We start from the raw sequence: 15,301 nt of genomic DNA, 5'->3' as shown, positions 1-15,301 counted from the left end.
ACGCAGGCCCTTGCCCAGGGCTTGCCGGGCCTTGCCTGCAGCGGTTTTCAGGATCTGCGCCCCCGGCATTGCCCGCGCAAGACGGGCACCCGGATTTTTCAATTGCTTACCATTGCCGCACATGATTGGCATGCCAATTGAATTCGGAGGAAAACACCATGGCGTCATGCATATGGCGTCACGGATATGGCGTGAATGCACCTTTCCCCTCTTTGCCGGCTTGACCGAATGCCGTATCGAGTGCCTCCAATGACGGCACTCACCCGGCCTGCAGCAGAAATGGCAGGGCCGCGTCCAGCAGCGCATCGGGCGCCTCTTCGGCGATGTAGTGCCCGCAGGCCAGCGGCCGGCCCCGCACATCGTCGGCCACGAGCTGCCACTCGCGCAGCGGATCGAAGCAGCGGTGCACCACGCCCTCCTCGCCCCAGAGCACCAGCAGCGGCATGGGCAGCCTGCGCCCGAGCTGGCGGTCTTCGCGGTCATGGTCGAGGTCGATGCCGGCCGAGGCGCGGTAGTCCTCGCACATGCCGTGCGCGCTGCCCGGCAGCGCCAGGCAACGCTGGTACTCGGCCAGCGCCCGGGGATCGAAGGGCGCCAGGCCGGCGCTGCGCCGGCCCATGATCTCGCGCACATAGGCGGCGGGATCGGCCTCGATCAGGCGCTCGGGCAGCGGCGCGGGCTGGATGAGGAAGAACCAGTGCCAGTAGGCGCGCGCAAAGGCCTCGCCGGTCTGCTCGTACATGGCCAGCGTGGGCGCAATGTCCAGCAGCACCAGACGCTGCACGCTGGCGGGATAGTCCATGGCCAGCCGGTGCGCCACGCGCGCGCCCCGGTCATGCGCCAGCACGCTGAAATGCTCATGGCCCAGCCGGGCCATCAGCCGCAGCAGGTCGCGGGCCATGGTGCGCTTGCTGTAGTTGACATGCTCGGGGTCGCCGGCCGGGCGCGAGGAGTCGCCATAGCCGCGCAGGTCGGCCAGCACCACGGTGAACTGCTGCGCCAGCCGGGGCGCGACGCGGTGCCAGATGGCGCTGGTCTGCGGGTGGCCGTGCACCAGCAGCAGGGCCGGCCCCTGGCCGCCCACCCAGGCGTTGATCTCCACCCCGTCGTCGACCGTGACGCGCTGCTGGCGCAGGCCCGGCATCCATGGATCTGTGTGCATCCCGGAGATTCCTTCTACGTTGTTCATGACTGTCAGCCTGCCATGCTAATCAGTAAACCAGGCTGCATAAATAGCAAAATACTGCATTGATCCATCAGTTCAATTTACGAATCAACCATCCACCGCATCCACCATGGACGGCTTTTCCGACCTGCGTTTCTTCTCGCTGCTGATCCGCGAAGGCAGCCTGGCCGCCGCGGCCCAGCAGATGGGCGTGACGCCGCCCGCCGTCAGCCGCCGCCTGTCCCTGCTGGAGCGGCGCCTGGGCGTGCGCCTGCTGCAGCGCACGACACGGCGCATCCACCTGACGCCCGAGGGCGAAGCCTACCTGCTGGACGGCGCGCGCATCCTGGCCGACCTGGAGACGCTGGAGCGCAGCATCTCGGGCACGCGCGCCACGGCGCGCGGCCCGCTGTCCATTGCCTGCACGCTGGGCTTTGGCCGCCAGCGGCTGGCGCCCGCGCTGTCGGCCTTTGCGCGCGCCTATCCCGAAGTGCAGGTGCAGCTGCAACTGACGGACAGGCCCGTCAACCTGGTCGAGCAGGGCTTTGACGCCGTGGTGCGCTTTGGCGCCCTGCCCGACTCCGCCCTCACCGCCCGCCTGCTGCTGCCCAACCGCCGCGTGCTGTGCGCCGCGCCCTCCTACCTGGATGCCCACGGCGAGCCGCGCCAGCCCGCCGACCTGCAGGCCCACCGCTGCATCGTGATCCGCGAGAGCGACGAAACCTATGGCAGCTGGCGCCTGAGCCGGCGCACGCGCCAGGGCCTGAGCGAGCACAACATCAAGGTCAACGGCGTGATGAGCACCAACGACGGCGCAGCGGCCCTGGCCTGGGCGCTGGACGGCCACGGCATCCTGCAGCGCTCGCTCTGGGATGTGGCCGCGCCGCTGGCCGCAGGCGCGCTGCGCGAGGTCCTGCCTCAATGGCAGTTGCCTGCGGCCGACATCTACCTGGTGCACGCAACGCGCAGCGAGATGTCGGCCAGAATCCGCGCGCTCACCGGCTTTCTGGGCAACTGGTTTGCACAACGGCCTGAGCCGGACATGGCGCCCGCCTGAGCCCGGGCGCAATCTGCAACCTCGGCGGCAGACAGGCTGTCATGCGCGTTCACCCCGCGCAGCGCAGGCCATGCGAACATGGCTCGCAACGACAACCACCACACCCAGGAGACAAGACACATGGCCACTGCCCGCTACCCCCAGCCCGAACTGTCCAGCCTGCCCGAGGACATCCGCACCCGCATCCTTGAAGTGCAGGAAAAGGCAGGCTTCATCCCCAACGTCTTCCTGGCCTTTGCGCGCCGCCCTGCCGAATGGCGCGCCTTCTTCGCCTACCACGATGCCCTCATGCTCAAGGAAGAAGGCAGCCTGACCAAGGGCGAGCGCGAGATGATCGTCACCACCACCAGCGCGGCCAACCAGTGCCTGTACTGCGTGGTGGCCCACGGCGCCATCCTGCGCATCTACGAAAAGCAGCCCTACGTGGCCGACCAGGTGGCCGTCAACTACCGCAAGGCCGACATCAGCGCCCGCCAGCGCGCCATGCTGGACTTCGCCATGAAGGTCTGCGAACGCAGCCATGAAATCTGCGAGGCCGACTTCGAGGCGCTGTACCCGCATGGCTTCGACGACGAGGACATCTGGGACATCGCCGCCATCACGGCCTTCTTCGGCCTGTCCAACCGCATGGCCAGCTTTGCCGGCATGCAGCCCAATCCCGAGTTCTTCCTCATGGGGCGCGTGCCGCGCGAGAAGAAGTAGGCTGGCCGACCTGCGCCCCCTGGCGCGCCGCAGCACCCTCGACCAAACCCCGGCATATCTCCCCCACCTGCCCCACGGCCCCCAGCAGGCGCGGCGTGGGCTCGTTGGCGCAGTTCAGGCGCAGGTGGTTGGGCAGATCCGAGCGCGATGAGAACAGCGGGCCGGGGCTGACGCCAATGCCCAGCTCCAGCGCGCGGCGGTGCACCTCCAGTGCATTCACCTGGCGCGGCAGTTCCACCCATAGCAGAAAGCCCGCGCGCGGGGCCGAGACGCGGGTGCCGGGCGGAAAGCTGGCCTCGACCCTGGCCGTGACGGCCTGCACCCCGGCCTGCACGCGGGACTTGAGACGGCGCAGGTGCCGGTCGTAGTCGCCGCTGGCCAGCACCTCGCTCACGGCAGCCTCCAGCAGCGGCGCACCGGCCCAGTCGCCCGCCAGGCGCACCTGCAGCACCTGGGCATGGAAGCGGCCCGCCGCAATCCAGCCCACGCGCCAGCCCGGCGCCAGGGTCTTGGAAACCGAGCCGCAGTACAGCACGTTGCCGCTGGCGTCGAAGGCCTTGCAGGCCGGCGGGCGCTGGCCGTCGCCTGCAAGGTCGCCATAGACATCGTCTTCGATCAAGGGAATGCCCGCCCGCTCCAGCAGCGCCACCAGGGCCTGCTTGCGCTCCACCGGCATGCTGGCGCCCAGCGGGTTCTGCACGGTGGGCGATGCCAGCACGGCAGCCGGCCGGTGGCGGGCAATGGCCTCGGCCAGCGGCTCCAGCAGCAGGCCTTCGCGGGGATCGGTGGCGATCTCCAGCGCCTTCAGGCCCAGGTCCTCCAGCAGCAGCAGGCTGCCGAAATAGGCGGGCCGCTCTACGGCCACGACATCGCCGGGCTTGCACACGGCGCGCAGCGCCAGCCGCACGGCCTGGGTGGCGCCAGCCGTCAGAACAAGGTCATCGGGGCCGAAGCGCGCACCCCATTGCGCGGCCCGGGCTGCGATCTGGCCCCGCAGGTCGGCACGGCCCGGCGGCATGCTGTAGGTCTGCCCGTGCGCGTCCAGGCGGCGCCCGGCGGTCTGCAGCGCGCGCTGCAGCCGGGCCGTGGGCAGCCAGGCCGGATCGGGCAATGCCGCACCCAGCGGGATCAGGCGCGTGTCGGGGCTGCTGAACAGCGAGCGCGCCAGGGCCGACAGGGTCACAGGCACGGGGCGTGACGACGGGCGGGACGCCTGCAGCGCCGCGCCGCCGGTTGCCTGCCGCACAAAGTAGCCCGAGCGCGGGCGCGCCACGATCAGGCCCTCGGCCTCCAGGCAGCGCAGCGCCTCCAGTGCGGTGGGCAGGCTGACCTGTTCGCGCTCGGCCAGGCTGCGGGCGGAGATCAGCCTGTCGCCGGGGCGCAGTGCGCCGCAGGCCAGCGTCTGGCGCAGGGCCTGGGCAATGCGGCGGTACTGGGGCAAGGGTTCGTTGGTGGTGGGCATGCCAATCTGTACAGGTCAGTTTTCCTGAATTCTGCTTATACAGGCATTGGCTGCCCGGATTTATCGTTGCAGCCATCAAACAACCCGAGGAAACCCATGCAAGCCAGCAATTTCGATCTCCAGGCCTACTTCCGCCGCATCGGCTTCAGTGCCGGGGACTCCGCCCAGGCGAATGCCGCCACCCTGCATGCGTTGATGCGCCAGCAGCTGTTTTCCGTGCCTTTCGAGAACCTCGACGTGCAGGCCGGCAAGATCGTCTCTCTGGTGCCCGAAGACATTGCGGGCAAGATCCTCGGCGGCGCCCGGGGCGGCTACTGCTACGAGGTGAACGGCCTGTTCGCCATGGCGCTGCAGGCCCTGGGCATTGCCTACCGCTTTGTGGCGGCGCGGCCCATGTTCTACCCTGCCCGCCGCCCCCGCACCCACATGGCCCTGGTGGCCGAGGTCGAGGGACGGCGCTGGCTGTGCGACCTGGGCTTTGGCAGCTACGGCATACGCGCCCCCATGGCCCTGGACGAGCTGGACACCGAGGTCCGCCAGGACGGCGACACCTTCCGCCTGAGCCTGGACGACCAGGGCGAGTACCTGCTGCAGGCCCGCGTGGACGGCGAATGGGCCAACCAGTACGCCTTCAACCTGTCGCCCCAGGAGTGGGTGGATTTCGCCCCTGCCAACTACCTGAACTCCACGCACCCGGATGCCATCTTCGTGCAAAAGCGGGTGGTGGTGCTGCACCAGCCGGCCGGCCGCATGATCCTGGTGGGCGACGCGCTCAAGACCGTCACGGCCAGCGGCACCGAGACCAGGCAGCTGGCCCCTGATGAAATCCAGCACGTGCTGGGCAGCCTGTTCGGGCTGGCGACCGAGCGCCAGGCGGCTGCCGTGTGCTGACCCTCTAAGCTCGGCGGGTCGAATCCCGCTCGATCAGCTCGAACCCTAGGTCGAACGCCGAGCGCCCGGCACTGTGGCCCTTGCAGCGTGCCAGCACGAGTTCGGCGGCCAGGCGGCCTATGCCCGGTCCGTCCACATGCACGGTGGTCAGCGACGGCAGCAGGTGGGCCGCGAAATCGGCATTGCCGAAGCCCGAGACGGCCAGGTCCACGGGCACGCGCAGGCCGCGCGCCTGGGCTTCCACCAAAATGCCGTGGGCCAGCATGTCCGAGCTGCAGACCACGGCCTGCAGATCGGGCTGCTGCGCCAGCAACTGGCCCAGCGCCTGCCGGCCCAGCTCCAGGCTGCCGGGCGCGGACACGGTGACCGTGGGCACCTCGCGGCCCCAGGCTGCGAGAAAGCCCTCGCGCCGCTGCTGGGCCCGGTGGTCGCTGCCCGTGGCCATGCCCACGCGCTGCAGGCCGCGCGAGAGGAAATAGCCGGCCAGCGCGCTGCCCACCTTGAGGTGGGAAAAGCCCACCACCATGTCCAGCGGCCGGTCGCTGAAGTCCCAGGTTTCCACCACGGGAATGCCGGTCCTGCGCAGCCGCTCGCGCGCCTTGTCGGACTGCACCAGGCCCATCATCACAATGCCGTCGGGCTGGCGCCCGATCATGGCGTTGAGCACCTCTTCCTCGCGCTGCTCGTCGTAGAAGGTCTGGCCCAGCAGCAGTTGATAGCCCTCCTGCGCCAGCGTGGCCGTCAATGACTGCACCGTGGGCAGGAATTGCGACACCGACAGCGCAGGCACCACGCCGGCCACCATGCGGCTGCGCCTGGACTTGAGCCCCCCCGCCAGCAGATTGGGGATATAGCCCGTGGCCTCCACGGCCTGGCGCACGCGCTCGCGCGTCTTCTCCGAAACGATGGAAGGATTGCCCAGTGCGCGCGAGGCGGTGATCAGCGAGACGCCGGCCGCCTCGGCCACGTCGTGCAGCGTGGCGGGCCTGGGTGGTGTGGGTGTGTTCATGGGCAAGCGCGATCGCGGGCTGGTATCGGGGACGGGCCTGAAGATAGCAGACCGCCCTCCACGCACGGGTGCCAGGCCTGCCCTGCATCGCAGAAATCGTGATTGACAGCCAAAATGACAACGATATCATTTTGCTGAAAGCGCAAACCCTTGCATCTACAAATTGGCATCGGCGCTTTTTCATTTCCCCGGAAATGACAACGATGTCATTCACAAATCAGGAGACAAGATGAATCACATTCTTCGTGCCATGGCGCTGGCCCTGGCCGCGCTCGCTGCCTTTTCTGCCTCGGCCCAGGCCTGGCCAGACAGGCCCGTCACCCTGGTCGTGCCCTTCCCCGCCGGCGGCTCCACCGACCAGGTCGCGCGCGCCGTGGCGCCCAGGCTGGGCGAAAAGCTCAGGCAGTCCTTCGTGGTGGAGAACAAGGCCGGCGCCACGGGCACCATCGGCGCAGCCTTCGTGCAGCGCGCGGCGGCGGACGGGCAGACCTTTCTCGTCACCTCGCTGGGCCCGCTGGTCATCGTGCCCCACCTGATCAAGAACCTGCCCTACGACGCCCTCAAGGACTTCGACCTGATCACCGTGGCCGTGCAGTCGCCCAACGTGCTGGTCGTGCCTGCCGCCTCGCCGCACAGGAGCGTGGCCGACGTGGTCGCCCACCTCAAGGCCCATCCGGGCAAGATGAGCTTTGCCTCGGCCGGTCACGGCTCCAGCGACCACCTGACGGCCGAACTGTTCTGGCAGCAAACGGGCACCCAGGGCGTGCACATCCCCTACAAGGGCGGCGCGCCCGCCCATGCCGACCTGATCGGAGGCCAGGTCGATGCCTCGTTCCAGAACATCAATGCCGTGATACAGCACATCCGGGCCGGCAAGATGCGCGCCCTGGCCGTGACCAGCCCGCGCCGCTCGCCCGTGCTGCCGGACCTGCCCACGCTGGCCGAGGCCGGGGTGAAGAACGTGGAGGTCGCCTCCTGGCAGGCCATCGTCGCGCCCAAGGGCCTGCCGCCTGCGCTGCGCGACAAGGCCCATGCGGCCTTTGTCGAGGCGCTCAACGATCCCCGGGTGCGCGAGCAGTTCGTCTCCATCGGCTACGAGATGGTGGCCGGCACCCCCCAACAGTTCGCCGAGTTCCAGCGCCAGGAATACGCGCGCTGGAAGACGGTCATCGAGTCCGGAAAGATCAGCATCGACTGATGCCTGCCCCTGACATTTTTCCAACCACCGCACTCCCGCAGCCATGACTTCTTCCGCGCTCTCCGAAACCACCAGCCAGGACCGCATCCAGTGGATACGCCTGTCGTCCTGCTACCTCCCCCTGGCCCGGCCCATCAGCGATGCCAAGGTGCTCACGGGCCGCCAAAAGCCCATGACCGAGGTCGCCATGCTGTTCGCCGAGATCCAGACCCGCGACGGCCACCGGGGCCTGGGCCTGAGCTACGCCAAGCGCGCAGGCGGCCCCGGCCAGTTCGCCCATGCCAGCGAAATCGCGCCCACCCTGCTGGGCGAGGACCCCAGCGACATCGCACGGCTGTGGACACGCATGTGCTGGGCCGGCGCCTCCGTGGGCCGCAGCGGGCTGGCCGTGCAGGCCATCGCGGCCTTCGACGTGGCGCTGTACGACATCAAGGCGCGCCGCGCGGGCCTGTCGCTGTCCAAGCTGCTGGGCTCGCAGCGCGAGTCCGTGCGCTGCTACAACACCTCGGGCGGCTTTCTGCACACGCCGCTCGATGAGCTCAAGCGCAACGCCAGCGCCTCGCTAGAGCGCGGCATTGGCGGCATCAAGCTCAAGGTGGGCCAGCCCGACTGCGCGCTGGACATACGGCGCGTGGAGGCCATGCGCGCCCACCTGGGCGATGCCGCGCCCATCATGGTCGATGCCAACCAGCAATGGGACCGCCCCACGGCCCAGCGCATGTGCCGTGTGTTCGAGGAATTCAACCTGGTCTGGATCGAGGAGCCGCTGGACGCCTACGACCACGAAGGCCATGCCGCACTGGCCGCGCGCTTCGACACGCCGATCGCCACCGGCGAGATGCTGACCAGCGCCGCCGAGCACGGCGATCTCATACGCCACCGCAGCGCCGACTTCCTCATGCCAGACGCGCCGCGCGTGGGCGGCATCACGCCCTTCCTGCAGATCGCCGCCCAGGCCGAACTGGCCCACCTGAGCCTGGCGCCCCACTTCGCCATGGAGCTGCACGTGCACCTGGCCGCCACCTGCGCCAACGAGCCCTGGGTGGAACACTTCGACTGGCTGGAGCCGCTCTTCAACGAACGCCTGGACATCGCCGATGGCCGCATGCTCGTGCCCACGCGCCCCGGCCTGGGACTGAGCCTGAGCGAGCAGGCGCGGCGCTGGACGCGCGAAAGCGTGGAGTTCGGGGAGCGGGGTTGAGGGCAGCTGCGAACGGCTGAGGGCCTGGGTACACCCGGTACCTCAGGCCTTTCACATATATTGATTGGCTAAATGGAGTGGACTGTGGACAGCCAGACCAAGACAGCGGCTGCGCATGCCGAGCCGAGCCGGGCCGGGCCAGTCGACCCTCACAACCTCAACAGACGAAATTTGGGAGCTGACTTGATGCGCGTGGCCTTGCTTCTTTTGGTTCCAGCCATCGCCGGATGCACCCCCGACACGAATCCCGCAGGTGGCGCTCGCACGCAAGTGCAGCGCGACGTTGAAAGCTATGCCATCGCAAGCTGCCTGACCCAGCAGGCCGAGCCCTATCTCAAGGACCAAGGAGATGCCTGGGCATCCGTCATCGTGCAGCGCATGCACGGGAATATCGAAGTGCTGGCGGGCATTGCCGAGCAGGTGCAGCAAGAGAACGCCAAGGGCGCCAACGGCGATGTGGCCATCATGCGCGACGAAACCCGTCCCGGACAGGGCAAGCCATTGCCCGTGCTGCACTGTGGCGAGGTGATCGACCGGCCCACCGTGCGTGCTGCGATTCAAAAGGCGATTGCGGCACTGCGCCCGTCCTACGAATCCAGGTAGGCCAGGCCGTTTCCCGAAAATCCGGACTGGGGCGGGCAACCAGCCCCTACCCATCCAGCCCGTACTTGCGGATCTTGTCGTGCAGGGTGGTCTTGGGCATGGACAGGGCTTCGGCCGTGCGCGCCAGGCTGCCGGCGTGGCGCCGCAGGGCGTCGGCGATGAGGGCGCGCTCGAAGGCCTCGACAGCGGCGGACAGCGGCCGGGGCGCGGCGTCCTGCGCGGGGGTGCCGGCCGGCTGGCCGAAGGGGGGCGAGCCGGTCTCGATGCCCAGCACCGTGCGCTCGGCCACGTTGCGCAGCTCGCGCACGTTGCCGGGCCAGTCATAGCCCAGCAGTTGCTGCACGCGCGCGGTGGTCAGCTCGGGCACGGGCCTCTGGTGGCGCGCGGCGCCCTGCAGCGCGAAGTGCTCGAACAGCAGCGGCACGTCCTCGCGCCGCTCGCGCAGCGGCGGCAGCGAGACGGTGGCCACGTTCAGGCGGTAGTAGAGGTCGGCGCGGAACAGGCCCTGCCTGCTGAGTTCGAGCAGATCCACCTTGGTGGCCGCGATCACGCGGCAGTCGATGGGGATCAGGGTGTTGGAGCCCAGGCGCTCCAGAACGCGCTCCTGCAGCACGCGCAGCAGCTTGATCTGCATGGGCAGGGGCATGCTCTCGATCTCGTCGAGGAACAGCGTGCCGCCGCTGGCGTGCTCCAGCTTGCCGATGCGCTTCTTGCCCGCGCCGGTATAAGCGCCGGCCTCGCTGCCGAACATTTCGCTGTCGAACAGCGTGTCGGGCAGGCCGCCGCAGTTGACGGCCACGAAGTTGCCATCGCGCCGTGCGCTGGCTTCGTGCAGGCAGCGCGCCACCAGTTCCTTGCCCGTGCCGGTCTCGCCCTGGATCAGCACATCGGCCGCGCTCTGCGCCAGCCCCGTGAGCATCTGGCGCAGCTGGCGCATGTTGGGCGCGCGGCCTATCAGCCGGTGCTCCAGGCTGTCGCGCTGGTCCAGCTGCTGACGCAGCGCCCGCACCTCCAGCACCAGGCGGCGGCGCTCCAGGGCGCGACGCACGGCGCCGACCAGGGTTTCGGGGGCGAAGGGTTTCTGGATGAAGTCCTGGGCGCCGTCCTTCATGGCCTGCACGGCCATGGAGATGTCGCCGTGGCCGGTGATCAGCACCACGGGCAGTTCCGGGTCCATGGCCACCAGTTCGCGCAGGAAGGCCATGCCGTCCATGCGCGGCAGGCGGATGTCGCTGACCACGATGCCCGCGAAGTCGCGCGACAGGCGCCGGCGCGCCTGCTCGGCGCTGCCCACGCTTTCGCAGGCGATGCCTTCGAGCTGCAGAGCCTGCTCGCAGCCGAGCACGATGTCTGGGTCATCCTCGATGATCAGGACTTTGAGGGCGTCGGTCATGGTGTGTCGGCAGAAGGTGTGGAGGGAGCCAGGGCCAGGCTCAGCGTGAAGACGGCGCCGCCGCCCGGATGGTTGCTGCCCGTCAGCGTGCCGCCGCATTCACGCACGATGCCGGCCGACAGCGCCAGCCCCAGGCCCAGGCCCACGCCCTCTTCCTTGGTGGTGAAAAACGGCTGGAACAGATGGGCCTGCGCAGCTTCGCTCAGGCCCGGGCCGTGGTCGCGCACGGTGACCTGGGCGCGGCCATCGGCCACGGCGCAGGCCAGCTCCAGGCAGGGCGCGGGCTGGCCGCGCATGGCGTCCAGGGAGTTGTTGATCAGGTTGATCAGCACCTGCTCGATGCGGTTGCGGTCGCACCAGGCCACGGCCTCGGGCACGCCGTCATCGCGCAGGATGCGGGCGCCGGTCTCGGCCACGCGCGACTCCATCACGGCCAGCGCATTGTCCAGCGCATGCGCCAGCGGCACGGCCTGGCTGGCGCCGCTGGACTTGCGCGCAAAGTTGCGCAGCTGGCCGGTGATGCGGCCCATGCGGTCGGCCAGCTGCGCCATGCGCTCCAGGTTCACGCGCGTGGTTTCGGTATCGCCGCGCTCCAGAAAGCGCTGGCTGTTGCCGGCCAGGGTGCGCAGCGCCGTCAGCGGCTGATTGAGTTCATGGGCCACGCCCGTGGACAGCTGGCCTATCACGGCCAGCTTGCCGGCCTGCACCAGTTCGTCCTGGGCGGCGCGCAGCGTGGCCTCGGCGTGGGTGCGCTCGGCTACCTCGGCCTGCAGCGCCTCGTTGGCGGCCGACAGGTCGGCCGTGCGCTGCTCCACCTTGCGCTCGAGCTCGTCGTGCGCGGCCTGCAGCGCCTCGCGCGCGGCCAGCCGGTCGCGCAGGTGGCGGCGGCGCTCGTTGACCATCATGGCCAGCAGCAACACAAAGGCCGCGCCCACGGCCGCGGCCAGCGCGCGGCTCTGGGCCAGCTGGTCGACCTGCTCCAGGTGCGAGAGCACGGTGATCGTCCAGGGCGTGCCAGGCAGCTGGCGCGACTGGGCCAGGAAGCGGCCGCTGACCGGGTAGACCGAGCCTGGCGATTCCTCGCCATGACGGGCAATGCGCACCAGGCGCGCGCCCTGGCCCAGGTCGCGCAGCACCTGCAGGCCCAGCGGCTCCAGCGCGCGGCGGTTGTACTGGCGCGTGTGGTCGAAGGCGGCGCGCGTGCCCTCGTCCAGCGTGCGCAGAGTGGTGAATTTCCAGTCGGAGACCGTGCCCAGGATGACGACGCCGTTCTCGTCGCCCACCAGCACGGGTGCCTCCACCGTGGACCACGATTGCTCCAGCTGGTCCAGGCTGACCTTGACCACGGCCACGCCCAGGGTGTGGGTGTCGTCGCCCAGGGTGGAGGCCAGGTAGTAGCCGGGCTCGCCGCGCGTGGTGCCTATGCCGAAGAAGCGCGCGCTGCCCGTGGCCATGGCCGTGCGGTAGTAGGGGCGAAAGCTCAGGTCCTCGCCCATGTAGCTGTCGGTGCGCCGCCAGTTGCTGGAGGCCACGACGTGGCCGCGCGCATCGACCAGGTAGGCGGTCAGCGTGCCCGCGCGGTCGTTGAGCTGCTCCAGGTAGGCGTTGACGCGGTTGGTGAGCTGCTCGTCGCCGGGCTCGGCCAGCAGCCTTTGCACATTGCCTTCCAGTGCCAGCACGTCGGGCAGGAAGGCATATTTGCCGATCTCGCGCTGCAGGCTGGCGCCGTACAGCTCCAGCCGGTGCATGCCCGTGGCACGCAGATCGGCGATGCCCAGCCGCTGCGCCAGCAGGTACGCACCCCAGCCGCTCAGCCCGCTCAGGGCAAGCCACAGCAAAAGCAGGATGAGCTGGCGCAGGGGGCGGCGGGCGGGCATGGTGAAGGCACCGATGTTATCAGTGCCCCCCCGCGCCGCCTGGGCCTCAGGCCGAGACAGCGGGCCGCCCTTGCTCGGAATGGTCCGTGGGCAGCAGGGACTCGTCGTCATCCGTGGCCGCGGTCGGATCGACGGCGCCTTCCCACTTGGCCACCACGGCCGTGGCGATCGCATTGCCCAGCACATTGGTCAGGGTGCGGCCCATGTCCAGGAAGTGGTCGATGCCCAGGATCAGCAGGATGCCCGCCTCGGGCAGGCCGAACATGGGCAGCACGGCGGCCACCACCACCAGCGATGCGCGCGGCACGCCGGCAATGCCCTTGCTGGAGACCATCAGCACCAGCAGCATGGTGATCTGGGCCGTCAGCGTCATGTCGATGCCGTAGGCCTGGGCGATGAAGATGGCCAGGAAGGTGGTGTAGACCATCGAGCCGTCCAGGTTGAACGAGTAGCCCAGCGGCAGCACGAAGCCGATGATGCGCGGCTTGATGCCGAACTTCTCCAGCTGCTCCATCAGCTTGGGATAGGTCGATTCGCTGCTGGCCGTGGAAAAGCCCACCAGCAGCGGGCCGCGGATCAGGTTCAGCAGGCGGAAGATGTCACGGCCCAGCACGCAGTAGCCGGCCACGATCAGCAGCACCCACAGCGTGGCCAGGGCCAGGTAGAAGCACAGCATGAACTTGCCGAACACCGACAGCATGCCCAGGCCATGGATGGTGATGGTGCCAGCCACGGCACCGAACACGCCCACGGGGGCGAAGCGCATCACGTAGTCGGTGACCTTGAGCATGATGTGGACCACTTCGTCCATCAGGCCCACCATGGAGCGCGCGGCCTGGTTGTGCAGGTTGCCCAGCGCAATGCCGAAGAACAGCGCGAACACCAGGATCTGCAGCACCTCGTTGGTCGCCATGGCCTCGAAGATGTTCTTGGGGAACACGTGGGCGATGAAGTCCTTGAGGTTCAGCGCCGAGGTCTTGAGGTTCAGGCCCTCGGCCGACGACGGCAGGGCCACGCTCAGGCCATGGCCGGGCTGCAGCACGTTCGCATAGATCAGGCCGATGGCCAGCGAGCAGAACGAAGCCACGATGAACCAGCCCAGCGCGCGGCCGCCGATGCGGCCCACGGCCTTGGCGTCGCCCATGTTGGCCAGGCCCGACACCAGGGTGGCGAACACCAGGGGCGCGATGATCATCTTGATCATGCGCAGGAAGACATCGGTGAGGATGCCGAAGTAGCTGGCGATTTCCTTGGCGGCCTCGGGCGTGGGTGCGTAGCTGTTGCAGGCATAGCCCACCAGCACGCCGAGGACCATGGCCACGAGCACCATGGTGGTCAAGCGGTTGAATTTCATGCGGATTTTTTCGTTGGACGTATTTCGGTCTTGCAAGCGAGCCCGGCCACCACGGCTGCCGGCCACGGGCCGGATGCCACAGCGAAGACGGGCTTGTCTCCCTGCATACACAACCACGATGCACGTGGCCTGCGCCTGACAGTGCACAGACCGTGCCAGCCGCATCCGGCCCCTGCACCCCGCGCTAACTGCTTGATTCGCCTATATCGACCTTACTTTTATGCATAAGGTGGCACGGAAATCCGAACGATGGAACGCCTGCATCGTTCGGAAAACCGGATGACTGGGCATGCCGCCTCCGACCTGCCTGTGCACCCTGTCCACACTTCTTTTTTTTGGGGTGGCGCTGGGCCGTGGACCTGACGAGCACCGTCGCCACGGGACGCCCTTGATTCCGGGACAAGCGCGCTTGCCGATCGAATCGCCAACCGACCCAGCGTGATATGGATGGCTTGATATGCCAGCAATGCGGCCCATCGCTGTCATGGCACAGCCAGTACTCCGACGAGGGCGCCTTGATCTCGTTGGCGCAGGGAACGCAGGATTCGGAATTTGCGGCGGGCGGGTAGCGGTATGCGAATCGGGGCTTGGATGGTGTGGCTAGGTTGTGGGTTTGGTGGATTGAGGAGCAGGGACTGGTCTCGGCCAATTTGTGGCGACCAACGACGCAAATCGGCCAGTAGCAGCCAATCAGGCTAAGGGAAATCAGTCGTTAACCATTTGAATTAGCAGTCCAGTCATCTACGTTGACTCAATAAACAGTTGGGATTATTACGAGAATTCAACTGAGAATTTGAAAGGGTGCGATGTCAATCCAAGATACCGACCCTTCTTATTAAGCGTAAAGTAGACAGTAAACCCTGTGTAACTATATTCGTTTTTATTGCTGTCTGCCTCAAAACCAAGTTCCACGCGAAAGTCAGCGTCTTTCTCGGATTGAAATGGACCAACAACTATCGAGTTGAGAAACCATTCTCCACTGTCTTTCATAAAAGACTCCAGTAGTGCAATCGATTTTTTCTTTATTAAAAAATATTCAGAAATTATTATCTTCGCGTCTTCAAGAGCCGCGATACTGGGCGCCTCATCGGTACCATAAAGAAATAACTCTGTCCCATCTTCTGTTTGCGAAAACCATGCATTTGTTCCTTTTTCTTTTTTCAATTTATCAAGATTAAACATGCAGAGGTGATTTTAGTAGTAAAAGATGAAGAATAATACATTGCACTGGCCCCTAACGCCATACAAGTCTAGTCGGCGCTCTTTCTATGCCTTCACAATGACTGCTTAACGGCGGACCAATGAAGGTCTCCTGTGGGTCGAACAGCGACAGTCAAAACTCAGCCAATAGCTGCATCCACCATCCGCAGCAGCCCACGCCATCGCTGC

General features: G+C 67.1%; 13 protein-coding genes. 6 read left to right on the top strand and 7 right to left on the bottom strand.

Features of this window, described 5'->3' with window-relative positions:
• Window positions 1-259: 259 nt before the first annotated feature.
• Complete coding sequence (locus IAE24_RS13500) at window positions 260-1,162, bottom strand: alpha/beta fold hydrolase (protein ID WP_199961016.1); 903 nt, start codon at window positions 1,160-1,162, stop codon at window positions 260-262.
• Window positions 1,163-1,295: 133 nt separating this feature from the next.
• Between IAE24_RS13500 and IAE24_RS13495 the strand changes: the two genes are divergently transcribed.
• Window positions 1,296-2,222 carry a LysR family transcriptional regulator gene (locus IAE24_RS13495; protein WP_199961015.1) on the top strand — a complete coding sequence of 309 codons (927 nt, stop codon included), beginning with the start codon at window positions 1,296-1,298 and terminating at the stop codon, window positions 2,220-2,222.
• Between the two features lie 120 nt (window positions 2,223-2,342).
• A complete protein-coding gene (locus IAE24_RS13490; protein WP_013801997.1) occupies window positions 2,343-2,924 on the top strand; it encodes a peroxidase-related enzyme in 582 nt (193 codons plus the stop codon).
• Here the strand turns inward: IAE24_RS13490 and IAE24_RS13485 are convergent.
• Window positions 2,893-4,386: an aminotransferase-like domain-containing protein gene (locus IAE24_RS13485; RefSeq protein ID WP_197943646.1), complete on the bottom strand. Its 1,494-nt coding sequence runs from the start codon at window positions 4,384-4,386 to the stop codon at window positions 2,893-2,895. The genes IAE24_RS13490 and IAE24_RS13485 overlap by 32 nt on opposite strands.
• A 96-nt stretch (window positions 4,387-4,482) precedes the next feature.
• Between IAE24_RS13485 and IAE24_RS13480 the strand changes: the two genes are divergently transcribed.
• Window positions 4,483-5,277 (top strand): arylamine N-acetyltransferase family protein, encoded by a 795-nt coding sequence (locus tag IAE24_RS13480; protein ID WP_199961014.1) that lies wholly within the window; start codon window positions 4,483-4,485, stop codon window positions 5,275-5,277.
• Between the two features lie 4 nt (window positions 5,278-5,281).
• Here the strand turns inward: IAE24_RS13480 and IAE24_RS13475 are convergent, their stop codons facing one another.
• Window positions 5,282-6,286, bottom strand: a complete 1,005-nt coding sequence (locus tag IAE24_RS13475) for a LacI family DNA-binding transcriptional regulator (protein WP_012206091.1) — start codon at window positions 6,284-6,286, stop codon at window positions 5,282-5,284.
• Window positions 6,287-6,515: 229 nt separating this feature from the next.
• Here IAE24_RS13475 and IAE24_RS13470 point away from each other — a divergent pair, with 229 nt between their 5' ends.
• The 3 genes from IAE24_RS13470 (at window position 6,516) to IAE24_RS13460 (ending at window position 9,288) form a co-directional block, all read left to right on the top strand.
• Entirely contained in the window at window positions 6,516-7,484 is a 969-nt protein-coding gene (locus tag IAE24_RS13470) for a Bug family tripartite tricarboxylate transporter substrate binding protein (RefSeq protein WP_199961013.1), read from the top strand.
• A gap of 43 nt (window positions 7,485-7,527) precedes the next feature.
• A complete protein-coding gene (locus IAE24_RS13465) occupies window positions 7,528-8,685 on the top strand; it encodes an L-talarate/galactarate dehydratase (protein ID WP_065346646.1) in 1,158 nt (385 codons plus the stop codon).
• A gap of 84 nt (window positions 8,686-8,769) precedes the next feature.
• Entirely contained in the window at window positions 8,770-9,288 is a 519-nt protein-coding gene (locus IAE24_RS13460; RefSeq protein ID WP_325100531.1) for a hypothetical protein, read from the top strand.
• Window positions 9,289-9,334: 46 nt separating this feature from the next.
• Here the strand turns inward: IAE24_RS13460 and IAE24_RS13455 are convergent, their stop codons facing one another.
• The 4 genes from IAE24_RS13455 to IAE24_RS13440 all read right to left on the bottom strand — a co-directional run bounded on the left by IAE24_RS13455 (window position 9,335) and on the right by IAE24_RS13440 (window position 15,094).
• Window positions 9,335-10,681, bottom strand: a complete 1,347-nt coding sequence (locus IAE24_RS13455; RefSeq protein WP_199961012.1) for a sigma-54-dependent transcriptional regulator — start codon at window positions 10,679-10,681, stop codon at window positions 9,335-9,337.
• Entirely contained in the window at window positions 10,678-12,558 is a 1,881-nt protein-coding gene (locus IAE24_RS13450; protein ID WP_199961011.1) for a sensor histidine kinase, read from the bottom strand. The genes IAE24_RS13455 and IAE24_RS13450 overlap by 4 nt, the downstream gene beginning before the upstream one ends.
• Window positions 12,559-12,604: 46 nt before the next feature.
• Window positions 12,605-13,912 carry a dicarboxylate/amino acid:cation symporter gene (locus IAE24_RS13445; RefSeq protein WP_043821572.1) on the bottom strand — a complete coding sequence of 436 codons (1,308 nt, stop codon included), beginning with the start codon at window positions 13,910-13,912 and terminating at the stop codon, window positions 12,605-12,607.
• Window positions 13,913-14,683: 771 nt separating this feature from the next.
• On the bottom strand, window positions 14,684-15,094 hold the full coding sequence (locus IAE24_RS13440; RefSeq protein ID WP_199961010.1) for a hypothetical protein: 411 nt from the start codon (window positions 15,092-15,094) through the stop codon (window positions 14,684-14,686).
• Window positions 15,095-15,301: the final 207 nt, after the last annotated feature.

Origin of the sequence: Delftia sp. S65 (genome assembly GCF_016516495.1) — a bacterium.
Taxonomy (GTDB): domain Bacteria; phylum Pseudomonadota; class Gammaproteobacteria; order Burkholderiales; family Burkholderiaceae_C; genus Comamonas; species Comamonas acidovorans.
Note: the sequence above shows the minus strand (reverse complement) of the source record. Positions and strands in the feature narration are given on the sequence as shown.